Raw genomic sequence first — 22,189 nt, 5'->3', positions numbered from 1 at the left:
GCAGAATTAGACATAAGCTACAATACATAAAGGGGGTATCGCAATATGGATAAAGGATTGGAATGGATTAAGCAAGGTAACTATGAAAAAGCGGCTAAATTTTATAACGAGGCCATTGAACAAGAACCAACGAATCCAATACATTATATTAATGCAGGAAATTTACTATTACATATGAAAGAATATACTGGTGCAGAGCAATCTTTTTTGCGTGCCATTACAATAGATAAAGAAGCAGCTACTGCTTACTATGGCTTAGGAAATGTCTATTTTGAAATGGACAAGCTCCACGAAGCACGTGAGCAATTTCAAACAGCTATAAAACTTGGTCTAGAGGAAGCGGATAGTTATTTTATGATCGGGTTGACATTTTTATATAATGATAAATATAAGTTAGCTCTTCCATATTTACAGAGAGCGGCCGAATTAGCGAAAGAAGATGTTTCCATACAGTTTCAATATGCCTTGGCGCTTGCTCAATCTGAACAACTGGATCAGGCAGAGGCAATTTTACAGAATGTCGTAGCACTTGATGAATCTCATAGTGATGCTTACTATAATCTAGCAGTTATAGAATTACATCGTGAAAATGTCCAGAAAGCATTATCTTTGTTCGAAAAAGCGTTAGAGATAGAGCCGCGTAATATATTAGCAGCAAATGGAAAGAAACAAATAGAAAAAATGCTTGCAGATAATGAATAAAGGGAGTCACTAGCAATGGAACAAAATTCGGAAGTGAATCAGAAAAATTTCATAAAAGGAGAAATGATTCATACGATCTTCGAAAACAAAGAAGAGCATTTTTCTATTGCTAAAATTAAGATTTTAGAAACAAATCTAGAGATTAAGGAAGACGAATTCGTTGTGAAAGGATACTTTAGAAGTCTGGACCCAGGAGAAACCTATGAATTTTATGGCTTCATTGTAGACCATCCGAGATTCGGAAAACAACTACAAGTAGAGAGTTATCAACGGTTTTTACCGCAATCAAAAGAAGGTATTATCGCTTACTTATCTAGTGATTTATTTCCAGGCATCGGTAAGAGAACAGCGGAGAAAATTGTGGATACGCTTGGCGAGACAGCTTTAAGTTCTATTATGGACAATCAAGCAGTTTTAGAAAAAGTACCCGGCATACCGAAAGATAAACAAAAGAAGATATATGAAATTCTTCATGAAAATCAAGGTTTTGAACGAATCGTTGTGGAACTTTCTAAGTTCGGATTTGGATTGAAAATTGCCCAGAAAATGTATACTGCGTTTAAAGAGAATACACTTGAACAGCTGCAAAAAGATCCTTATGCATTTGTCTTTGAAGTCGAAGGATTTGGGTTCCTACGTGCTGATCAGATTGCTCGCACAAATAACCTTCCAAATGACCATCCGGCCAGGTTAAAGGCTGCGTGTATCTATACATTACAAAATAACATTCAAAATGGTCATGTCTATCTCCCGTTAGAAAGACTTCTTGCTGAGATGGACCAGTTATTAGATGGAGAGCAATATTCCATTGATCCTGAAAAAATGTCTGAACAAATTATAGAATTAAACCGTGAAAAACGAATCCTTCTAGCTGAAGAAAAAGTCTATTTACCGTCGTTATATTATTCGGAAACGGGTTTTGCTTCACATATTAAACGAATTTGTGATAAAAAAGTTGAAAAAACCTTTACAGACGCTGAATTATTACGAATCGTAGGGGATATAGAAGAAGAAGAAGCTATTAGTTATGGGAAAGAACAATATGAAGCGATACAGACAGCACTCTTGGAAAAAATGTTTATTTTAACAGGGGGACCTGGTACAGGAAAAACTACAGTAATCAAAGGAATTTTAAATGCTTTTGGAAACATTCATGAATGTTCTCTTGATGAGGATGATTACAAAGATGACGAGGACTTTCCATTTGTGTTGACGGCACCAACAGGTAGAGCAGCTAAGAGAATGCAAGAGTCTACTGGTATAACAAGTGTCACAATCCATCGATTATTAGGCTGGGATGGCCATGAAACCTTTGAAAAGGATGAAAATAATCAGTTGCGTGGTAAATTAATTGTTATCGATGAATTCTCGATGGTTGATACGTGGCTAGCTTATCAGTTATTTAAAGCCATACCGAGTGACATGCAAGTACTAATCGTTGGAGACGAAGATCAATTACCATCTGTTGGCCCTGGTCAAGTACTATCCGATTTATTAAAAAGCAACGTAATCAAGTCGGTATCGTTGAACGAAGTGTATCGTCAGAAGGAAGGGTCAAAGATTATCCAGTTAGCACACGACATAAAACATGCTAAGTTGGAAAAAGAAACTCTCACAAAAGCGAATGATTTTAACTTTTTAAGTTGTCCAGATTATCAAGTTGTCGATGTTGTAAAAAAAATCGTACATAAAGCATATGAAAAAGGTGTGGATTTAAAGCAATTGCAGGTTCTCGCTCCAATGTATCGCTCACAAGCGGGTATTCATAAATTAAACGAGGAGCTTCAAGCGATTTTAAATCCACGTACTAAAGGGAAAAGAGAAATGAGATTCGGAGAAGTTGTCTACCGAACTGGAGACAAAGTCATTCAATTGGTCAATCAACCTGAAGATGGTGTTTACAATGGAGACATCGGCCAGGTTGTAGCGATTTTCGAAAAAGATGAAAATGTCGAACAAGAAGAGCAGTTAGTTGTAGAGTTTGAGGATCGCGAAGTTAAATATTTACGCGGTGATCTAATTAACTTGATGCATGCTTATTGTACGTCCATTCATAAATCGCAAGGTAGTGAATTTCAAATTGTCATCATGCCGGTTATTAAAGGGTATTATCGAATGTTACGTAAAAATCTCTTATATACTGCGATAACTAGAGCGAAGCGTTCCCTTGTTATTTGTGGTGACAAGGAAGCTTTTATGCGTGGAATCAAAACAGAAGATACAAACAAGCGATTTACCGCACTAGTAGATTACTTAAATGAAGTCTTTCAGATAGAGACAAAACAACATACTGTAACACAAGACGAAACACCGACAGGTACTGCAGATGAAAGGTTACTGGCAGTTGAAATTGAACAAGAAGATTTTTCACCCTATGACTTTATGGAATAAACGATACGTAAAAGTAAACCTAGTTAAAGGAATGGTACATCCTTTACTAGGTTTTTTTATATTGAAAAAATCAGGTTCATTCAACAATACACTACCTCTACCTTACTATTACTCTAGATACTAGTTAACCTACAAAAATTATGAATAAAATGCACGGAAATTGGTTAGGATGATTAAAACCAAATTAAAAAAACTTACAAAGCGAGGGAGATAGAGTGATTTGTCCAAATTGTAGAGGAAAGGATATAGGTATCATAGGGCCAAATCAGTATTATTGTTGGAACTGTTTTATTGAGATGTCCATCCAGAATAATATGATTCACCTACATGAAGTCTCTTCCGATGGGTCATTAAGTTCACTCAATGATTTATTTTCGGAAGAGGAACGAAGAATGGAAGGATAATGGATGTCTAATAATCGAGTTATCCGTTGGCTACTTCGTTTGCTTCTTGTTTGTTTATCGGTGTTAGTTATTTATTTAATATATATTCTCTATCCGTTTTATAAAAATATCATTATAGTACTCGTTCAGATTAGTGCGCCATTTATTATAGCTGGGCTGATTGCTTATTTGTTACACCCATTGGTTGAAGAAATATCAAAAAGAAATATTCCAAGGACTTTTTCGATTCTTATAATCTATCTAATTTTTTTCTCGGCCATTGGGTTGGCCATTTATTATTCATTTCCAAAACTCGTTTCTCAATTAAAAGAATTACAAAGTAATTTTCCCGATTTTATTCGGTCGTATCGACTCTTAGTGTATGATTTATATGAGAGCACTTCGTTTTTACCTGAGGGGTTTCATAATCAATTAGATGTAATGTTTAATGAAATAGAGGGAGCGATTAGCAATCTCTTTTCGAATATGTTACGGCGAGTCTCTGTTCTTGTGAATGTCGCTGTAATGATCGCTGTAATCCCGATTCTCGCCTTTTACTTTTTGAAAGATTATAAGACCTTGCAAAAAAGTATCATTGCTATAATCCCAACTAAATTTCAAACAGTTACTAGACAAATAGGTAGAGGGCTCGAAGACAAATTAGGTAGATATATCCGAGGACAGATTTTAGTCTGTTTTCTTGTCGGTGTTATCAGCTACTTACTTTTAAAATGGATTGGTATAAGTTATCCACTAGTTCTTGCTTCGATTATGGGTTTTACGAATTTTATACCTTATTTTGGTCCGATTATAGGCGCAATTCCCGCTGTGTTAATTGCTTTTACGATATCTACAAAGATGGTATTCTTTGTCATATTATCTGTTTTTATCGTGCAAATAATAGAGGGGAATCTTTTGTCTCCCTTTATTGTTGGTAATAGTGTACGCATTCATCCAGTCTATATTATATTTACGTTATTTCTTGCAGCTGAAATAGGAGGGATTATTGCGATGATATTTGCCATTCCGATATTAGTAATTGGTAGAGTGGCCATCCCTCTCCTTAGAAGTCAAATGAAACTGCGTAAACAAGAAGAGTAAGTTCTCGGATGAATATGGAGAGGTGTTTATTGACAGAATGAATAATGTTCACTACAATATGAGCATATATTAAAAACGTAGAAGAACCCGAGTACATAAAAATCATTTTTTAGAGAAGAGTTTCCTTAGGCTGAAAGAAATTCTAAATGCTCTTTTTATGGAAGCTAGTTCAGAGTGCAGAAAACCCTGCCGTCTTATCCACGTTACGGATTGAAAGGTGACAGCTTGGATTTATAAATAGAGCTGTAATTAGGGTGGTACCGCGGAGTCAGACTCTCGTCCCTTGCATTGATGCAGGAGATGGGAGTTTTTTGTGTTGAACGAAAATTAGTAGCCGTATGGTATTTATCCTATTGGACGACTTGATATAAATATACATTGGAGGTCAAAGAGATGAAAAAGTTAACATCTGGACAAATAAGACAAATGTTTTTAGATTTCTTCGAAGAAAAAGGACATAAGGTAGAGCCGAGTGTTTCCCTTGTACCAAAAGATGATCCAACCTTATTGTGGATAAATAGTGGAGTTGCAACTTTAAAAAAATACTTTGATGGTAGGGTAGAGCCTGAAAATCCACGAATTACAAATGCACAGAAATCAATTCGAACGAATGATATTACCAACGTAGGATACACAGCAAGACACCATACTTTTTTTGAGATGCTAGGCAACTTTTCTGTAGGTAACTATTTTAAAGAGGAAGCGATAGAATTTGCTTGGGAGTTTTTAACAAGTAAAAAGTGGCTTAGCTTTGATCCGGAAAAACTTTCTGTTACCGTACACCCAGAAGATGAGGAAGCTTATAACTATTGGGTTGATAAAATTGGGTTACCGGAAGAACGAATTATACGATTAGAAGAGAACTTTTGGGATATTGGCGTCGGGCCAAGTGGACCAAACACAGAAATCTTTTACGATCGTGGAGAAGAATATGGAAGTGATCCGAATGATCCAGAGCTATACCCTGGTGGTGAAAATGAACGTTATTTAGAGATTTGGAATCTTGTATTTTCACAATTTAACCATAATCCAGATGATACGTATACACCATTACCAAAAAAGAATATTGATACCGGAATGGGATTAGAACGACTAGTTAGCGTGATTCAAAATACGAAAACGAACTTTGAAACAGATTTATTTTTGCCTATTATTAAACATACCGAACAGTTCGCAAATACGGAATATGGTAAAAATGAAGAGACAGACGTAGCATTTAAGGTAATCGCGGACCACGTGCGTACTGTAACATTTGCAGTAGGTGATGGTGCATTACCGTCGAATGAAGGTCGTGGTTACGTATTACGTCGATTACTCCGTCGTGCCGTTCGATATGCAAAACAAATCGGCATTGAAAAACCATTTATGTACCAGCTAGTACCAACAGTTGGTGATATTATGGAGTCCTATTATCCTGAGGTAAAAAGTAAAACAGATTACATTCAAAATGTGATAAAAACGGAAGAACAGCGATTCCATGAAACATTACAAGATGGTCTCCATATTTTACAATCGATTATGGAAAAAGAAAAAGCAGAAGGTAGAAGTATATTCCCAGGAGAAGAAGTATTCCGTTTATATGATACGTATGGATTTCCGAAAGAGCTTACCGAAGAATATGTTGCGGAAGAAGGATTTACGATTGATGAAGTTGGTTTCGAAAAGGAAATGGAAAAGCAACGTGAAAGAGCTCGTAACGCTCGTCAAAAGACAGATTCTATGCAAATACAAGACGAAGTGTTTGCTAGTTTAGACATAAAAAGCGAATTTATCGGCTATGATGAGTTGATTTCAACTACCACTATACAAGAAATCATTGTTGATAAGCAAAAAGTTGATCAAGTTTCTGCAGGTGATGAGGCATTAGTAATTTTAGCAGCGACACCATTCTATGCGGAGTCAGGTGGACAAATTGCTGATAAAGGTACAATTAAATTTGATGGAGGAGAAGCGGAAGTACTTGATGTACAAAAAGCTCCAAAGGGTCAACATTTACAAAGAATATATGTGAAAGAAGGCACGTTAACAAAAGGTCAAGAAATCCGTGCAGAGGTAGATAGCAATTCTCGCCAATTTATTATAAAAAATCATACAGCTACTCACTTACTACATCAGGCGTTAAAAGATGTGTTAGGAGATCATGTTAATCAAGCTGGATCGCTTGTAGCAAGTGAACGTTTACGATTTGATTTTTCACACTTTGGTGCTGTTACAGAGGAAGAGCTAAAGAGAATAGAGGGAATTGTCAATGAAAAAATATGGGCATCGATTCCTCTAAATATTAGTAATAAGCCGATTAACGAAGCGAAAGAAATGGGTGCAATGGCGCTATTTGGTGAAAAATATGGTGATGTTGTTAGAGTAGTAGAGATTGGTGACTATAGTATAGAACTTTGTGGTGGTTGTCATGTGCGAAATAGTGCAGAGATTGGTCTATTTAAGATTGTGTCTGAATCTGGAATTGGAGCGGGTACTCGTAGGATAGAAGCCGTTACTTCTAAAGGTGCCTACCAATATATAAATAACAAAGAAGAAATACTTCAAACAACTGCACAGGCACTTAAAGCAAAAGAAGAACAAGTACCTGACAAAGTAGATCAGCTTTTTAAAGAAATAAAAGAAGAAAAAAGGGTAATCGAATCTCTTCGTAGTAAGTTAGCACAGTTAGAGTCGGTATCCATTCTTGAAGAGGTACAAGATGTTAATGGTGTGTCATTATTAGCTAAAAAAGTCGATGTTTCGGATATGAATCAGCTTCGACAAATGGTAGATGATATGAAACAAAAATTAAAATCAGGTATTATTTTGCTAGCAAGTGTAAATAATGACAAAGTACAATTATCTGCTGGGGTAACGAAAGATTTAATGGAGCAGGGGTATCATGCTGGTAATCTAATTAAACAAGCTGCAACTATATGCGGTGGTGGCGGTGGCGGTCGTCCAGATATGGCACAAGCAGGCGGTAAAGACGCGTCGAAACTTCCAGAAGCATTAGCGTTCGCAGAAGAATATGTGAAAAAAGTACGTTAATCTTGGAGATTTTTGTGTAATGACGATATAATAAATATATATTTTTAATAGGCTAGTTAAGGGGGTGCTCCCATGGACGGTATGGATAAAACAATGAAATTTAATTTTTCTGAAGAATCAATGCAACAAGATATTGGAGAAGTATTGTTACTAGTTCATGATGCATTAGAAGAGAAAGGGTACCATCCGATTAATCAAATCGTCGGTTATTTATTATCTGGAGACCCAGCATATATCCCTCGCCATCAAGATGCGCGAAATATGTTAAGGAGAATTGAGCGCGACGAAATAATTGAAGAGTTAGTGAAACACTATATTCGCGCAAAAAAAGAAAAATGAGAAAAGTTTTAGGTTTAGATGTCGGTTCAAAAACGATAGGCATAGCAATTAGTGATTCTTTTGGTTGGACTGCACAAGGTTTGACTACAATCTATTGGGAAGAACCTAATTATGATTTGGTGGAAACAGCACTTAAAAAGCTTATAGAAGAACATGAAATAGAGAAGGTTGTTGTTGGCTTACCGAAGAACATGAATGGAACAATTGGACCAAGAGGAGAGGCGTCACAAGATTTCGCCTCTTTCTTGGAAAATAAGCTACAGGTTGAGACAATCCTTTGGGATGAACGTCTCACTACAATGGCGGCAGAAAAAGTCCTTCTTGAAGCAGATGTTAGTCGAGCAAAAAGAAAAAAGGTAATCGATAAAATGGCAGCAGCAATGATCTTACAAGGTTATCTAGATAGCAAATCATAGGAGGTTAATCATGGCATTAGAAGATAAAGAACGAATTATTATCCCGGATGAGCACGGAGTAGAACATTTATTTGAGGTGTTGTTTACATTTGATGTTGATGCAACAGGACATTCGTACGTAGCAGTCGTACCATCTGAAACACAAGAGGATGAAGAAGTGGAAGTATTTGCTTTCCGCTATGAAGAAAAAGAAAATGAAGATGATTTAACTTTATTCCAAATCGAATCAGATGACGAATGGGATATGGTTGAGGAAGTACTGAATACGATTGTAGATGAAGAAGAGTTAAATGATTAAACTGGCTTAAGTAAAGCCGGTTTTTTCTTCATATAAGCTAGTATGTTTTTTACAGTAAATTAGATAATCGTAGACAAATTCCCCCCTCTTTGCACAATATTTTTTTTATAGTATAATAAATCGGGTGAGAGGGGGAAATGCCTCGTGACAGATAACGAAAATAATCAATCTAAATTTGAAAAATGGAAAAAGAAATATAATGAAAATGCAACAAGCTATGGAAAAGACATGAGTATCGCTAGAAAGATTATCACATTGGTTGTAATCGTACTACTTGTTGTAATTGGTGTTGGTGGTTTCTCGGCTTATCAATTTATAAGTAAAGGTTTATCACCGGTCGATCCAAATAATGAAGAGACGATTCAAGTAACGATACCACTCGGTTCCTCGTCGTCTGACATAGCAAGAATTTTAGAAGAAAATGGCGTAATTGCAAATGATTTGCTTTATCGGTTTTATGTCAAATTTAACAATGCTTCTAATTTTCAAGCAGGAGACTATGAGTTATCACCATCGATGACATTAGCTGAAATAACAGATGAATTGGAAACTGGTTCAATTAGAGCAGAGCCAGTGTTCCGGGTAACGGTACCAGAAGGAAGAAATATTGAAGAGATTGCGAGTATTTATGCGGAAAATAATGTGATTGAAAAAGAAGCGTTTCTAGAAAAAATGCAAGATAACGAATTTATCAAGACGATGATGGAAAAATATCCTTCATTACTGACGGAGGAAATTTTACATGAGGACATTAGGTATCCGTTAGAGGGCTATCTCTTCGCAGCAACTTATGAATTTTACACGGACGAGCCTACAATTGAAGAAGTGATTGATCAAATGCTACAGAAAACGCACACGGTGCTTACTGCTCATACGGACGATATTGAGGGCAAAGAAGAATTTTCACTTCATGAAATTATTACGTTTGCTTCGTTAGTTGAAGAAGAAGCATCATCTGCAGAGGATCGAAAAATGATTTCGAGTGTTTTCTATAATCGGATGGATACTGGGATGAGACTACAAACGGATCCTACGGTTATTTATGCATATGGGGAACACATACCTAGATTAACCTATAGTCACTATGAGATTGAATCACCTTATAATACGTATCATGTAGATGGATTACCCGTAGGCCCTATATCAAACTTCGGAGAAAGTTCATTAACAGCAGTATTTGAGCCAGAAGAGACAGATTACTTGTTCTTCTTAGCAGATTCAGAAGGAAATGTTTATTACTCTCGTACATTAAAAGAACATCAAGCGTATGAAGAACAATATATTCATAATCGAGATTAAGAATTTATAGCAGGGTTATATCACCCTGCTTATTTCCTTCATTAATTACTTTAAAATAACGTTCAGATAAATAGTTAACATTTGTATTAGGCAACCGATAATGAAAGGTGAAGACTATGATAGACATAGAGCTTAAAGCGTATTTAGAGGAGCTAGAAAATCAACAAGAGGTTCCCGAATGGATAACTGATATGGAGACGTATGCGAAAGAGAATCGTATACCAATTATGGAGCCATTAGGAATTGCGTTCTTAAAGCAGTTAATCATGTTAAGAAGACCAAAGAATATACTAGAGATTGGTACTGCTATCGGATATTCGGCTCTACAAATGTTAGAAGGATTTCCTGACGCGCACATTGTAACATTGGAACGAAATCCCCAAATGGTTACCCAAGCAACTCAAAATATACGTAATCGACAGAAATGTTATTCGATTAAGATAATAGAGGGGGATGCATTAGAGTCAGTGGAAGAAGCTGAGCACTTTGCGCCTTATGACCTTATTTTCATTGATGCTGCGAAGGGGCAATATAAACGTTTTTTTGAATTGTACGAAAGACTTTTATCCAAGAATGGGGTTATTGTGACCGATAACGTTTTATTTAAAGGATATGTATCAGAACTTGAAGAGGCGCCAAAAAGATTAAGAAGTATGGTTGAAAAAATTAACGATTATAACGAATGGTTAATCCAACGGAAAGATTTTGATACGCACATATATCCAATAGGTGATGGGGTCGCTATCAGCATAAGGAAATAAGTCGAATAATAAGTGTGGAATGTAAAGGGATTGTAAAAATACTATTGAAAATTAGGAAGAAATCTGCCATAGTAATGGTTAGTATATTATGTTATGCGTTTTCATAAAATGAATAACATTAAAAATAGAATGTTGATTGGAAGAAGGAGTGTTAGTCATGGCTGAGGAAAAAAGTTTTTATATGACAGAAGAAGGTAAACAGAAACTTGAAAATGAATTAAATACATTAATTACTGAAAAAAGGCCAGAAGTGGTTGAAAGGATAAAAATAGCTAGAAGTTTTGGAGACTTATCTGAGAACTCTGAGTATGATGCTGCTAAAGACGAGCAAGCATTTGTGGAGTCGAGAATAGCACAAATCGAGAACATGATACGTAATGCAGTAATCATCGAAAATGATGCTTCTGATCCTGATATTGTTAGTTTAGGAAAGACCGTTACATTTGTTGAGCTACCAGATGGTGAAGAGGAAAGCTATACCATCGTTGGAAGCGCGGAAGCAGATCCATTTGAAGGGAAAATTTCAAATGATTCTCCTATCGCAAAGAGCTTGTTAGGAAACCGTATCGGAGATGAGGTTGCAGTCTCCACACCTGCTGGTGATATGAACGTAAAAATTGTAGGCATTGAATAAGAAGAGAGAGGTGTTCTGTTTTGTAAAATAGAACACCTCTCTTTCAGTTTGAAATTGGATTAGGCTGTGCAAATAATTTGATGTATGTTGTGTATCAATCGAAACTGCACTCGCCATGTTTTCACAGACTGTTTGAGGCCTATGTGAGTTCCAATCATATGAAGGTCAAGAAATTTTAATTAGTACGTAGTTTTTCATTCCTTTCTATTAGGTAATTAGGTATTAATATCTGTTGTATGAAGCTTTCTTTGTCGGTGTCTATAATGAATTGGAATAAGACATTCTCTGGAACAGAGTAAAACTGTAATACTGTTTGATCTAGACAATGAATAAATAAATCCTTCGACTCCTTATCATAGCTGACTGTTTCAAAGGAGTCTATTTTCCATAACTGCCGATTAAATGTGGTAGTTAATAGCATGTAGACACCCCTTACAAAAAATAATAGTGATATTAATCCCCCTGTTTCACTATCTTATTCGATAAATATGATGAATCTCCTTCTCATATGACAAAACTAGTCATTAATTCTTATTTTTCTCATTAAGAAATTATTTTTTCATAATAGAAGAGAAAATCACATATGATTGATTGGTGTAAGAATCCAATTTCTAGTATAATAAATCACAAAAGCTTCCATTATTCAGAGGAGGGAGAGAACGTGCAGGAGGATAATAGTTATAGCTCAAGAAAAAGACGCTATGAAAAACGTAGAGTAAATACCAAAATGATTAACTGGCTTGCTGTCGTTGGAGTAGTATTACTCTTATCGATAATATCTCTTTCTATTTTTGGTCAGAATGACGATTCTGAAAAAGCAGCAGTAGATAACGAAAAAGAAGAAACAGAAACACCAAATGAATTAGAAGAGGAAGAAACAATAGGAGAAGAAAATAATGAAAATCTAGACATTCCTATTGTGATTGAGGAAGTGGAAGACGAATCTGGTGAAGCTGAAAATACCTCAGATGCAGAACAGGCCATCTCATATATAGAAACCGGAGACTCGAATGTCAAATCAGCATATGAAGGTAATTGGCAACCAGTCGGTACAGAACAAACTGGTCCACATACGATACAATTCGATGATGGGTCAATAGATAGGAAAGAGATGGCATTAGCTGCAGAGTATGCAACACAAGTACCTGTTGAAGAACAAATTACTTGGTGGGTAGGTAGAGCTGGTGATGCACAAGTAGAAATGACTATCTCACCTAATTCGAATCAAGATGAGCTATACCGAGTTCATTTACAGTGGATTGATAACGAAGGATGGCAGCCAACATTAGTCGAAGAGTTAATTGAAAATGATACACCATCCGCACAACGTGAAAATGAGAACGCTGAAGCGGAGAACATAGAAGGATAAAAATTACTCAAATTGTTAAGATAGAACATAGGGGGCAAATCTAATTATGATCGCAATTATTGGAGCAATGGACGAAGAGGTAGAATTACTAAAATCAAAAATGACGATTTCAAAGGAAGAAAAAGTAGCAAACAGTAACTTTTATGTTGGTACGTTGGAAGGTAAAGAAGTAGTGCTTTTACAGTCCGGTATTGGCAAAGTAAATGCAGCTATGTCAACGACGATTATGTTTGAAAAATATCAACCGGATTATGTTATTAATACTGGATCATCAGGCGGATACCACTCAGATTTAGAAGTAGGTGATATTGTTATTTCAGATTATGTAGTACATCATGATGTAGATGTGACTGCATTTAAATATGAGTATGGACAAGTACCTGGTATGCCTCCGAAGTTTGAAGCCGACGAATTACTTATTACACGAACAATGGAGGCAGCTGCCAAAGTTGAGGGTATACAAGTTATGAAAGGATTAATTAGTACTGGTGATACGTTTATGGAGGATCCTGAGCGAGTGCAATTTGTTCGAGAAACGTTTCCAGATGTAATTGCTGCAGAGATGGAGGCAGCTGCAATTGCTCAAGTTTGTTATCAATATAATAAACCTTTCGTAGTAATTCGTGCGTTGTCTGATATTGCTGGCAAAAAATCATCCGTATCCTTTGATGCGTTTCTAAAAAAAGCAGCAGAAAATGCTTCTATACTTATTATGGATGTTATTAAAAAGCTTTAATAAGATAAATCCTGAGAACTTCTTTTTCTCAGGATTATTTTATTTCATTTCGGTAATACTCATGGAATACTTTCATAAGGGCACGTTTCTCAATTCGAGACACATAGCTTCTTGAAATATTGAGTTTTTCAGCAATCTCTCGTTGGGTTAGCTCTCTCTTTTTACCTAAACCAAAGCGACAGATGATAACTTCCTTCTCACGCTCATCTAAGATGGTTAAGTATTGTTGGATCTTCTTTAACTCCATATGTGTTTGAATTGCATCAATAAAGTCAGAATTTGTCGCTTCCAAAATATCTATTAGACTAATTTCATTACCTTCTTTATCTTGCCCAATTGGCTCTTGTAAGGAAACATCTTTTTTTGTTTTCTTCATCGCTCTTAAGTGCATTAATATTTCATTTTCTATACATCTAGCTGCATACGTCGCTAATTTCGTTCCTTTGTCTGGAGAAAAGCTCTCAATTCCTTTAATTAATCCAATTGTACCTATAGAAATTAAATCTTCTGACTCTTCACCAGTGTTTTCGAATTTTTTTACTATGTGGGCTACGAGTCTTAAATTATGTTCAATTAATTTATTTCTGGCTTCTGAATCTCCTTCTTGCATTCGTTTTAACATCTTTTTTTCTTCTGCTGATGATAAAGGTTGAGGAAAGGTGTTGTTTTTTACATAGGCAACGAAGAATAACGCTTCCTTAAATAATGCTATTAATCCAACTAATATCGACAAATGAACACCTCCATGAAATAGGTATCTGCCCGTATATACTATCCTATGAGCATGGTTTGTACATTGTGCCTATTTATATGAAAGGTTCATGATTTAAAATGAATGATGCCATTATTAAGCTTAATTTTCCTATACTTTGAGGTTTTTATCGATATAAAAAAGATACTAATCCCTAACTGAGATTAGCATCTTTTTCTCTGTCTAACTTTATTTTTGATTATTTTTTTCCTTTGCTTCAGCAAAAGCATCCCTGCTGTTGTCATCTTTTGCCCAAGGTTTTATACCGATGTGGTGTGCTGCTCTACCAAGCATATGAGCTGATATTGGTGCAGTTAACATAATGAAGATTATTCCTAGAATAAGCTTTCCACTTATGATACCATGCTCAATATAAAGGAAGAGAAAGGCACCAATCAATGTAGAAGAGATTCCTAGGGTTGCAGCCTTAGTAGATGCATGAAGTCGCGTGTAAACGTCAGGAAAACGTAAAATACCAATGGAAGCAGAGAGTATAAAAAACGTACCGAATACTAAAAAGAGAATGATAATCCATTGAACAATGCTTTCAATCGTCGTTTCCATCAATAATTACGCCCTTCTCTAAATATTTTGCTAGTGCTAACGTTCCAATGAACAGTAAAATACCAATTAATAAGATTACATCGTTAAGTTTCGTTGTTACTAAGATGATAGCTATGAATCCTGCAATCGCCATTAGATTGAGACCAAGAGCGTCTAGTGCTACCGCCCTGTCAGGATTAGTTGGCCCTTTAATTACTTGAATCAGTAAGAGGGTAATAGAGATGGCAACTACGATAGTACATCCGATAGCAGTGTACTGAATGATTTCACTCATCTCGTCACCTCCATAATTGCTTTTTCGAAGGAATCCTTAATGGATTCAATTTCCTTTTTATCGTCCTGTAAATCCATAGCATGTATATAAACTAGAGAGTTGTCATCAGAAATCGCTACAGATAGTGTACCAGGCGTAAGTGAAATTAACGATGTTAGAATCGCTATTTCCCAGTTGGTCTTTAAATCGATAGGTAATGCAAAAATTCCTGGGTTATACGTCCTTTTAGGTTGATAGACAAGTTTTACGATAGATACGTTTGATTTAATTAACTCTTTAATAAATAAAAGAATCAGACTAACGAACTTCCAAACACGGTATAAATAAAACCTACTAGGTATAAATCTTCTTAGTAAGAATAGTAGGAATGCACCTATAATGAAACCTGTTAGAAAACTAGGGAATTGGTAGGATTCAGTAAGGAACATCCACATAAATGCGATAATTAAATTTAAGGTTATTTGAAGTGACATTATCCATTACTCCTTTAATACAGAATCGATATAAATACTCGGATCCATCAGATATTCACCAATAGATATAAAATCTGGGAATACCCATTCTGCTCCTATTCCGAGAAAGATAATAAACACAAGGAGAAAAGCAATTGGATAACTAAAGGCCCTTGCTGTTTTCTTATCGGCTTGAATTGATGAATCTTTTTCTCCCCAAAAACCTCTTACAAAGATACGAAGCACTGAAAGTAGCATTAGTAAGCTAACTCCTAAGCCAATCAGAGCGAGTATCACTTCTCCTGCTTCAAAGGTTCCTTGTAGTAAGACAAGTTTACCAATAAACCCTCCAAATGGTGGAATACCTGCTAAAGCTAAAGTAGCAATTAATAGCATCCATCCAAGGAAAGGGTAGTGATGGATCATTCCGCGAATCTTCCGTAGATCACTCGTTCCAGCTAAATATGCAATCGCACCTACTAGTAAAAAGAGAATCGCTTTTAGTAACATATCGTTTACTAAGTAATAGATAGAACCACTAAATCCTGTACTGTTATATGCACTAACGCCCATTAATATAAAACCAATTGAAGGGATAACATTGTATGCGATGATGAGTTTAATATTCTGTGTTGAAAGAGCTCCGATAGCCCCGAATAATAGAGTAAGAGCCGCTATCCAAACGAATAATTGGTGTGTAATCTCTGTTTCATGAACGAAGATTAACGAAAATACTCGAATAATGCAATAAATCCCAACCTTGGTTAACAATGCACCGAATAAAGCCGAAATCACAGGGTTTGGAACAATATACGGTTTTGGTAGCCAATAATACAATGGAAATAGGGCAGCCTTCGTACCAAAAATGAAGAACAATAGAATCCCTATAGCCGTTAATACTCCAGTTTGCTCCGATTCAGCAACACGTTCCGCGATTTGTGCCATATTTACTGTTCCGACCACAGAATAAAGAAATGCTACAGTAGTTACAAATAATACGGAAGAGAATACGTTAATTAGTACATATTTTAAGGACTCTCTTAATTGTACTTTATCTCCACCTAGTGTAATTAATGCATAAGATGCCATAAGGAGCACTTCAAAGAATACAAATAAGTTAAACAGATCTCCTGTTAAAAAAGCACCTGATACACCTGAAATTAACAGGAAAAAGAATGTATAAAAATAGAATTTTTCTTGACGATCAGGAATGGATCTACTTGCAGCAAATACACATGCAAGAGCAACAATGTTCGTCGTTAAAGCAAGTATAATGGATAAAGAATCTGCTACAATGACAATCCCATAAGGTGCTACCCAATCTCCAGATTCAAGGACAATGGTACCATTATCCAGAACATACCATGTAATAAACGCAATTATAACGGTCTGAACAATCATCCATATTTGTGAAACAAGTCTTACCGCTTTTAACTTTTTTGGAAAAAAAGCTACCAGAACAGCGGCGACAAGTGGCAAAAGTATCGGCAATATTGCTAAATTGCTACTCATTTTCGTTACCCCTCAATTTCTCCATATTATCTGTTCCATTTTCTTTCGACGCTCGATACGCTAATACTAATAATAAGCTTGTGATACCAAAACTGATAACAATGGATGTGAGTATTAAAGCCTGTGGCAATGGATCAGAATAATTCTCAATCCCATCTTGTAATACTGGGGGAGCTCCACGCTTTAACTCTCCCATCGTTAATATAAATAAGTGAGCTCCATGTGAAATAAGAGTCGCACCTACAATAATTCGTAAAAGTTGCTTTTGAAGCAGATTATAGACCCCTGCTGTAAACAAGATTCCGGCAAGGACAGTCATTATTATCTCCATGTTTCTATTCTGCTCCTTTCTTGCTACGTAACTTAATTAATCCAAATATACCTAATGCGGCCAATCCTAACACAACTACTTCAAATAGCGTATCAATCCCACGCATATCCACTAAAATAACGTTGACTATGTTAGTTCCACCACCTAATGAATACGATGTTTCAACAAAATAGTCCGATATTTTATCGAATAACTTTGTGCTGTGAGCAGACAAGCCAATTATTGTAATTAAAGCCCCAAAACCAATCGAAATGACTAAATTGATCGAGCGACTAAACACACCCTCTGTTCTTTTACGTAAGTTAGGTAAATGATAGAAACATAAAAGGAAAAGAGCCATCGAAATAGTTTCTACAACCAGTTGTGTTAGTGCTAAATCTGGTGCACGGTATAGAATGAATAATAGTGCTAATCCATAGCCTACTACTCCAAGAGTTAGAATGGTAGCTATTTTATTATGAGTAAATATCGTAGCAATCGCAGCAATTGCAATTACAGCACCGATGATCACTTCATGTGTTGTAATCTCAGAAGTATTTGAGAAATTGATGTTGATTCCATCTGTCATCAATAAAATCGGAAAAGTAATCAGAACAATAGCACCTAAAATATAAAGCATATAATGGCGCAATGAGCCACTCATATAGCTTTTCGTTACTTTAGCTGAGAACTTCTCGGATTGATCCATAAGAAAATCATACACTTTATGCAAACTCAATTTACCTGGAAGATATTGATAAATCGCAACCCAATATTTTTTGAAATAAAATAATACAAACCCAACTCCAACTACGATTAGAGACATATAAAATGCAGGAACTAATCCATGCCAGAAGTAAATGTCCATTTCAATCGGAGCACCATATACAGCTTCAGCAACATGCGCAAGAAGAGGTGCATTTACTAAATTAGGCACTAAACCAATTAGGATTACCCCTAGAATTAATATGATAGGGGAGAGTAACATACCAATCGGTGCTTCATGAGGCTTTTTAGGTAACTGATCTAAATTTTTCTTGCCTGTAAATGTACCAAATACAAGGTACATAGAGTAAATAAATGTGAAAATACTACCGAATACAGCTAAATAAGGAATAGCTGCTGCTAAGAATTGCGCCGCACTAGATGTAAAACGATCTAGCTCAAGTGTAGCTTCAAAAAATAGTTCCTTACTATAAAAGCCGTTTAAGAAAGGTAAAGGAAAACCTGCCATCGAGAATGTTCCAAAAAACGCTAATGTAGCGGAGATAGGCATAAGTGTTACTAAACCACCTAATTTACGAATATCTCTCGTACCAGTCTCGTGGTCTACAATCCCAGCTATCATAAATAAACTACCTTTGAATGTAGCATGGTTAAGGATATGGAATACCGCAGCAAAGATCGCTACTTCAGTACCAAATCCTAGCATAGCCATTATCATACCAAGTTGACTAATGGTTGAAAAAGCGAGAATTCCTTTTAAGTCTGTTTGGCGTACAGCCATGTAGGAAGCCCATATTAGCGTTACTATTCCAATCCCACTTACAAGTAAGAAGAACCATTCATCTGCCGAGAAGATAGGTGTAAAACGTGCTACAAGGAAAATCCCTGCCTTTACCATCGTAGCAGAGTGTAAGTAAGCACTCACCGGTGTGGGAGCTTCCATTGCATCGGGAAGCCAAATATGAAACGGAAACTGAGCCGATTTAGTAAATGCTCCAAGTAAAATAAGCGCTAAAATCAGATAGAAGTACTCACTTTGTAAAATAATATCTGTCATTCCTAATATCGCTTGTATGCTTGTTGTACCAGTTATCAGATATAAAAGAATAAAACCACCTAGCATACTTAGTCCACCAAAAACCGTAATCATCATGGATTTTTGAGCACCATATCGAGAACGTTCTCTGGAATTCCAATATCCAATCAATAGAAAGGATGAAATAGATGTTAATTCCCAAAAGGAATAAAGGACAAATAAGTTATCGGATAAGACAACGCCTAACATTGCTGTCATGAAAATTAGCAAATAAACGTAGAACTGATCCAATCGTTCAGAAGTGTGTAAATAGAAGATTGAATATAATGTAACGAGCGTTCCAATCCCACTAATAAGTAGTACAAAAAGTAAACTTAATCCATCTAAATAAAAGTCAAAATTAATATTTAACGACGGGATCCAATTGTATTGGCCGATTGTCGGTTCGAAATTCACCCCAATAAACCGAACATAATAAATAAAAACAGCAAGGGGTGCTATCATTACAAACCAGCCAGTATGTATTTTTTCTTTGTATTTACTTATGAATGGTATCAAAATAGCCAATAATACTGGCAGGAATACAGTAAACAGCATGAATTTTTTTCCTCCTTAAACAAAATAAAAAGAACAATTAGTTATATTCTAATCTAAAAAAGTGAATTAATACAAGAGACGAAATCTGAATAATTTATGAATCAAGCGGGTTTGATGTATCTCTTCCTATATATAAATACTCCAAACTTTTTTATTTTAACTTATCTATATATGATGGAGTTTCTGTTATATTTTGTATCCAAAAATTAAAAAGCATGTAAAAATAAAAAAACAGAGTACTCGGTCAATTCGGACCTTAGTATCTCTGTGAACCCATTTTCTAATTTATTGTATATAGTCTGTAAGGGACCGGCGCTTCATTTCTTCCTCCATTAGTTGAATGAATTCATAGCTTAACTGAAGCTCGGTTGCTTTTCTATAGGATTCAATTAGTAACTCGTCAGATAATTTATCCACTGCTTGTCCCCTCCAATAACGAGTATAAATGAAGTTTGTTTTTATATAAGCTGTTATAGTAAATGTAGCATGAAATCGCTGTTTGAACAATAGTTAACTTATCTACAACAACCTGTTTATAACTTGTGTATAAACGTTTTTGTATATGATTAAACATAATGAAAATAAGGCTTTTTATTGTGTACAATGTTATCCACAGAAAGAAAAATGTCGTAATTTGTTGTACGATTGTACGAATAAATAGTAAACAATGTCTTCAACATGAAGCCATAAAAGCGTCTGTAAGAAGTGAAGCTTCATGGTTATTTTATGTCGAAGCAATTTCATGTAATTTATCTTTTCATTTTAGATTACTATTTCTTTTTTACATTATTTCCTTAAATTTTTGAACATTGAGAGGAAATTGTATAAGATAAGATAGGAGATAAATAATGGAAGTTTTCTTAGGAGTGGACGAGTTTGTTAAAAAAATTTTTACCGGACGAGCATGTAGAGCGTATTTTGGATATAACTCCGGAAAAACTAAAGCATGCTGGGATTAAAGGTGTTATTACGGATTTAGATAATACTTTGGTGGCTTGGGATGTTCGAGATGCTACACCGGAAGTTATTCAATGGTTTAAGTTAATGCGCGATAATGATATAAAAGTAACGATTATTTCGAATAACGAAAAAGAACGCGTCAGTATTTTTGCTGAGCCGTTAGAAGCTCCATTTGTTTATAGTGCAAAAAAACCGTTAAATCATGCATTTAGACAAGCTACAAAAGCAATGGGTTTGAACAAAGAAGAAGTAGTAGTTGTAGGTGATCAAATTCTTACAGACGTCTTAGGAGGTAACATTGCTGGCTTCCACACAATCTTAGTTGTCCCGATTGTACAAACTGACGGTAAGATTACACGAATTAATCGAATGATTGAACGTCGGATATTAAGATGGATGAAACGCAAAGGCATGATGACTTGGGAGGATAAATAATGACAGAAAGACTTTGTGACGGTTGTGGAGCTGTTTTGCAATCAGACGATAAAAGTAAAGCTGGATATGTACCAGAAAGTGCATTAAACAATGAGCATATCATTTGTAGAAGATGTTTCCGTTTAAAACATTATAACGAAGTTCAAGATGTAAATTATAGTGATGATGACTTTCTCGAGATGATACATCAAATTAGTAACACGAAGAGCCTTGTCGTTAACATCGTAGATATCTTCGATTTTAATGGAAGTTTCATTTCGGGGATTAAACGTCTTACAGGAAATAACCCCGTCTTGTTAGTAGCTAATAAAGTGGATTTATTGCCTAAATCTACGAACAGAAACCGATTGGTTCATTGGATGAAGAAGATGGCTGCAGAACAAGGGGTCAAAGTGGTAGATGTGTTTTTAATATCCGCTGCAAAAGGAATAGGTTTTGATGAAGTTGAAGAGGCAATGGAAAAGTACCGACAAGGGAAGGACATATATGTGGTCGGTTGTACGAATGTTGGAAAATCAACTTTTATAAATCAGTTAATTCAACGAACGAGTGGAACGAACGATGCTATTACAACTTCCTATTTTCCAGGAACCACATTAGGATTTATTGAAATCCCTTTAGATGATCGCACATCATTATTTGATACACCAGGCATCGTAAACCGTCACCAGCTCGTACATTATGTAAGTGAAAAAGATTTAAAGTTAATTACACCAAAGAAGGAACTAAAACCTAAAGTGTTTCAATTAAACGATCAACAAACATTATTTTTTGGCGGATTTTGTCGATTTGACTTTCAAAAAGGTATGAAGCAATCCATTATCTGTTATTTTTCGAATCAATTAATGATACACCGAACAAAATTAGAAAAAGCGGATGATTTCTTTCAAGAGCATGTTGGGGAATTGTTGCAACCTCCAAACCGAGAAACACTTGAAAAATTACCTGAGCTCATTACACATACATTTAAAATACCGCATGAAAAGACAGATATCGTGATACCTGGTCTAGGTTGGTTTACAATCGCTGAAGGTGGAATATCAATCGCTGTACATGCGCCAAAAGGCATCCAAATAAGTCTGCGACCAGCATTAATATAAAGAACATGGAGGG

General features: G+C 35.7%; 24 protein-coding genes and 1 other annotated feature. Of the genes, 15 read left to right on the top strand and 9 right to left on the bottom strand.

The window, feature by feature from the left end; genetic code table 11:
• Positions 1-45 precede the first annotated feature (45 nt).
• The 11 genes from GGQ92_RS03365 (at position 46) to greA (ending at position 11,354) form a co-directional block, all read left to right on the top strand.
• A complete protein-coding gene (locus GGQ92_RS03365; RefSeq protein ID WP_184244536.1) occupies positions 46-702 on the top strand; it encodes a tetratricopeptide repeat protein in 657 nt (218 codons plus the stop codon).
• A gap of 15 nt (positions 703-717) precedes the next feature.
• Complete coding sequence (gene recD2, locus GGQ92_RS03360) at positions 718-3,093, top strand: SF1B family DNA helicase RecD2 (protein WP_184244534.1); 2,376 nt, start codon at positions 718-720, stop codon at positions 3,091-3,093.
• A 215-nt stretch (positions 3,094-3,308) separates the two neighbouring features.
• On the top strand, positions 3,309-3,497 hold the full coding sequence (locus tag GGQ92_RS16340; RefSeq protein WP_343068745.1) for a hypothetical protein: 189 nt from the start codon (positions 3,309-3,311) through the stop codon (positions 3,495-3,497).
• Positions 3,498-3,500: 3 nt separating this feature from the next.
• Positions 3,501-4,577: an AI-2E family transporter gene (locus GGQ92_RS03355; RefSeq protein ID WP_184244532.1), complete on the top strand. Its 1,077-nt coding sequence runs from the start codon at positions 3,501-3,503 to the stop codon at positions 4,575-4,577.
• A gap of 69 nt (positions 4,578-4,646) precedes the next feature.
• Positions 4,647-4,864: a binding site (T-box leader), on the top strand.
• A gap of 106 nt (positions 4,865-4,970) precedes the next feature.
• Positions 4,971-7,607 (top strand): alanine--tRNA ligase, encoded by a 2,637-nt coding sequence (alaS, locus tag GGQ92_RS03350; protein WP_184244530.1) that lies wholly within the window; start codon positions 4,971-4,973, stop codon positions 7,605-7,607.
• Between the two features lie 72 nt (positions 7,608-7,679).
• Positions 7,680-7,946, top strand: coding sequence for an IreB family regulatory phosphoprotein (locus tag GGQ92_RS03345; RefSeq protein WP_184244528.1), 267 nt, complete (start codon positions 7,680-7,682; stop codon positions 7,944-7,946).
• Positions 7,943-8,362 carry a Holliday junction resolvase RuvX gene (gene ruvX / locus GGQ92_RS03340; protein ID WP_184244526.1) on the top strand — a complete coding sequence of 140 codons (420 nt, stop codon included), beginning with the start codon at positions 7,943-7,945 and terminating at the stop codon, positions 8,360-8,362. The genes GGQ92_RS03345 and ruvX overlap by 4 nt, the downstream gene beginning before the upstream one ends.
• 10 nt (positions 8,363-8,372) lie before the next feature.
• Positions 8,373-8,660 carry a DUF1292 domain-containing protein gene (locus GGQ92_RS03335; RefSeq protein ID WP_184244524.1) on the top strand — a complete coding sequence of 96 codons (288 nt, stop codon included), beginning with the start codon at positions 8,373-8,375 and terminating at the stop codon, positions 8,658-8,660.
• Between the two features lie 144 nt (positions 8,661-8,804).
• Entirely contained in the window at positions 8,805-9,959 is a 1,155-nt protein-coding gene (gene mltG, locus GGQ92_RS03330) for an endolytic transglycosylase MltG (protein ID WP_343068744.1), read from the top strand.
• 116 nt (positions 9,960-10,075) lie between these two features.
• Positions 10,076-10,720: an O-methyltransferase gene (locus tag GGQ92_RS03325; protein ID WP_184244522.1), complete on the top strand. Its 645-nt coding sequence runs from the start codon at positions 10,076-10,078 to the stop codon at positions 10,718-10,720.
• Between the two features lie 157 nt (positions 10,721-10,877).
• Positions 10,878-11,354, top strand: a complete 477-nt coding sequence (gene greA, locus GGQ92_RS03320) for a transcription elongation factor GreA (protein WP_184244520.1) — start codon at positions 10,878-10,880, stop codon at positions 11,352-11,354.
• 175 nt (positions 11,355-11,529) lie between these two features.
• Here greA and GGQ92_RS03315 read toward each other — a convergent pair whose 3' ends face one another.
• Entirely contained in the window at positions 11,530-11,775 is a 246-nt protein-coding gene (locus tag GGQ92_RS03315) for a KTSC domain-containing protein (RefSeq protein ID WP_184244518.1), read from the bottom strand.
• Between the two features lie 240 nt (positions 11,776-12,015).
• Between GGQ92_RS03315 and GGQ92_RS03310 the strand changes: the two genes are divergently transcribed.
• A complete protein-coding gene (locus tag GGQ92_RS03310; RefSeq protein ID WP_184244516.1) occupies positions 12,016-12,723 on the top strand; it encodes a DUF1510 family protein in 708 nt (235 codons plus the stop codon).
• A gap of 43 nt (positions 12,724-12,766) precedes the next feature.
• Entirely contained in the window at positions 12,767-13,459 is a 693-nt protein-coding gene (gene mtnN / locus GGQ92_RS03305; protein ID WP_184244806.1) for a 5'-methylthioadenosine/S-adenosylhomocysteine nucleosidase, read from the top strand.
• A 34-nt stretch (positions 13,460-13,493) separates the two neighbouring features.
• Here mtnN and sigK read toward each other — a convergent pair whose 3' ends face one another.
• The 8 genes from sigK to sda form a co-directional block, all read right to left on the bottom strand.
• On the bottom strand, positions 13,494-14,192 hold the full coding sequence (gene sigK, locus GGQ92_RS03300) for an RNA polymerase sporulation sigma factor SigK (protein ID WP_184244514.1): 699 nt from the start codon (positions 14,190-14,192) through the stop codon (positions 13,494-13,496).
• Positions 14,193-14,399: 207 nt separating this feature from the next.
• Complete coding sequence (gene mnhG, locus GGQ92_RS03295; protein WP_184244512.1) at positions 14,400-14,774, bottom strand: monovalent cation/H(+) antiporter subunit G; 375 nt, start codon at positions 14,772-14,774, stop codon at positions 14,400-14,402.
• Positions 14,758-15,048, bottom strand: coding sequence for a Na(+)/H(+) antiporter subunit F1 (locus GGQ92_RS03290; RefSeq protein WP_184244510.1), 291 nt, complete (start codon positions 15,046-15,048; stop codon positions 14,758-14,760). The genes mnhG and GGQ92_RS03290 overlap by 17 nt, the downstream gene beginning before the upstream one ends.
• Positions 15,045-15,521 carry a Na+/H+ antiporter subunit E gene (locus tag GGQ92_RS03285; protein WP_184244508.1) on the bottom strand — a complete coding sequence of 159 codons (477 nt, stop codon included), beginning with the start codon at positions 15,519-15,521 and terminating at the stop codon, positions 15,045-15,047. Before GGQ92_RS03285 ends, GGQ92_RS03290 begins: the two co-directional genes overlap by 4 nt.
• A 6-nt stretch (positions 15,522-15,527) precedes the next feature.
• Entirely contained in the window at positions 15,528-17,012 is a 1,485-nt protein-coding gene (locus GGQ92_RS03280) for a Na+/H+ antiporter subunit D (RefSeq protein WP_184244506.1), read from the bottom strand.
• Positions 17,005-17,343: a Na(+)/H(+) antiporter subunit C gene (locus GGQ92_RS03275; RefSeq protein ID WP_184244504.1), complete on the bottom strand. Its 339-nt coding sequence runs from the start codon at positions 17,341-17,343 to the stop codon at positions 17,005-17,007. Before GGQ92_RS03275 ends, GGQ92_RS03280 begins: the two co-directional genes overlap by 8 nt.
• 4 nt (positions 17,344-17,347) lie before the next feature.
• Positions 17,348-19,681, bottom strand: a complete 2,334-nt coding sequence (locus GGQ92_RS03270) for a Na+/H+ antiporter subunit A (RefSeq protein WP_184244502.1) — start codon at positions 19,679-19,681, stop codon at positions 17,348-17,350.
• Between the two features lie 285 nt (positions 19,682-19,966).
• On the bottom strand, positions 19,967-20,098 hold the full coding sequence (gene sda, locus GGQ92_RS16335; RefSeq protein ID WP_184244500.1) for a sporulation histidine kinase inhibitor Sda: 132 nt from the start codon (positions 20,096-20,098) through the stop codon (positions 19,967-19,969).
• Positions 20,099-20,557: 459 nt separating this feature from the next.
• Here sda and GGQ92_RS03260 point away from each other — a divergent pair, with 459 nt between their 5' ends.
• Positions 20,558-21,076, top strand: a complete 519-nt coding sequence (locus tag GGQ92_RS03260; protein WP_184244498.1) for a YqeG family HAD IIIA-type phosphatase — start codon at positions 20,558-20,560, stop codon at positions 21,074-21,076.
• A complete protein-coding gene (yqeH, locus tag GGQ92_RS03255; protein WP_184244496.1) occupies positions 21,076-22,176 on the top strand; it encodes a ribosome biogenesis GTPase YqeH in 1,101 nt (366 codons plus the stop codon). Before GGQ92_RS03260 ends, yqeH begins: the two co-directional genes overlap by 1 nt.
• The last annotated feature ends 13 nt before the right edge of the window (positions 22,177-22,189 follow it).

The sequence above is a fragment of the Gracilibacillus halotolerans genome, from assembly GCF_014206945.1.
GTDB classification, from domain to species: domain Bacteria; phylum Bacillota; class Bacilli; order Bacillales; family Amphibacillaceae; genus Gracilibacillus; species Gracilibacillus halotolerans.
Note: the sequence above shows the minus strand (reverse complement) of the source record. Positions and strands in the feature narration are given on the sequence as shown.

Coding starts and splice junctions, on each gene's coding strand:
- GGQ92_RS03270 (WP_184244502.1), bottom strand. CDS start 19,681: ATGCTGTTTACTGTATTCCTGCCAGTATTATTGGCTATTTTGATACCA.
- GGQ92_RS03315 (WP_184244518.1), bottom strand. CDS start 11,775: ATGCTATTAACTACCACATTTAATCGGCAGTTATGGAAAATAGACTCC.
- ruvX (WP_184244526.1), top strand. CDS start 7,943: ATGAGAAAAGTTTTAGGTTTAGATGTCGGTTCAAAAACGATAGGCATA.
- GGQ92_RS03335 (WP_184244524.1), top strand. CDS start 8,373: ATGGCATTAGAAGATAAAGAACGAATTATTATCCCGGATGAGCACGGA.
- GGQ92_RS03280 (WP_184244506.1), bottom strand. CDS start 17,012: ATGAGTAGCAATTTAGCAATATTGCCGATACTTTTGCCACTTGTCGCC.
- recD2 (WP_184244534.1), top strand. CDS start 718: ATGGAACAAAATTCGGAAGTGAATCAGAAAAATTTCATAAAAGGAGAA.
- GGQ92_RS03290 (WP_184244510.1), bottom strand. CDS start 15,048: ATGAGTGAAATCATTCAGTACACTGCTATCGGATGTACTATCGTAGTT.
- yqeH (WP_184244496.1), top strand. CDS start 21,076: ATGACAGAAAGACTTTGTGACGGTTGTGGAGCTGTTTTGCAATCAGAC.
- GGQ92_RS03325 (WP_184244522.1), top strand. CDS start 10,076: ATGATAGACATAGAGCTTAAAGCGTATTTAGAGGAGCTAGAAAATCAA.
- GGQ92_RS03345 (WP_184244528.1), top strand. CDS start 7,680: ATGGACGGTATGGATAAAACAATGAAATTTAATTTTTCTGAAGAATCA.
- alaS (WP_184244530.1), top strand. CDS start 4,971: ATGAAAAAGTTAACATCTGGACAAATAAGACAAATGTTTTTAGATTTC.
- GGQ92_RS03275 (WP_184244504.1), bottom strand. CDS start 17,343: ATGGAGATAATAATGACTGTCCTTGCCGGAATCTTGTTTACAGCAGGG.
- greA (WP_184244520.1), top strand. CDS start 10,878: ATGGCTGAGGAAAAAAGTTTTTATATGACAGAAGAAGGTAAACAGAAA.
- GGQ92_RS03365 (WP_184244536.1), top strand. CDS start 46: ATGGATAAAGGATTGGAATGGATTAAGCAAGGTAACTATGAAAAAGCG.
- GGQ92_RS03285 (WP_184244508.1), bottom strand. CDS start 15,521: ATGTCACTTCAAATAACCTTAAATTTAATTATCGCATTTATGTGGATG.
- mnhG (WP_184244512.1), bottom strand. CDS start 14,774: ATGGAAACGACGATTGAAAGCATTGTTCAATGGATTATCATTCTCTTT.
- GGQ92_RS03355 (WP_184244532.1), top strand. CDS start 3,501: ATGTCTAATAATCGAGTTATCCGTTGGCTACTTCGTTTGCTTCTTGTT.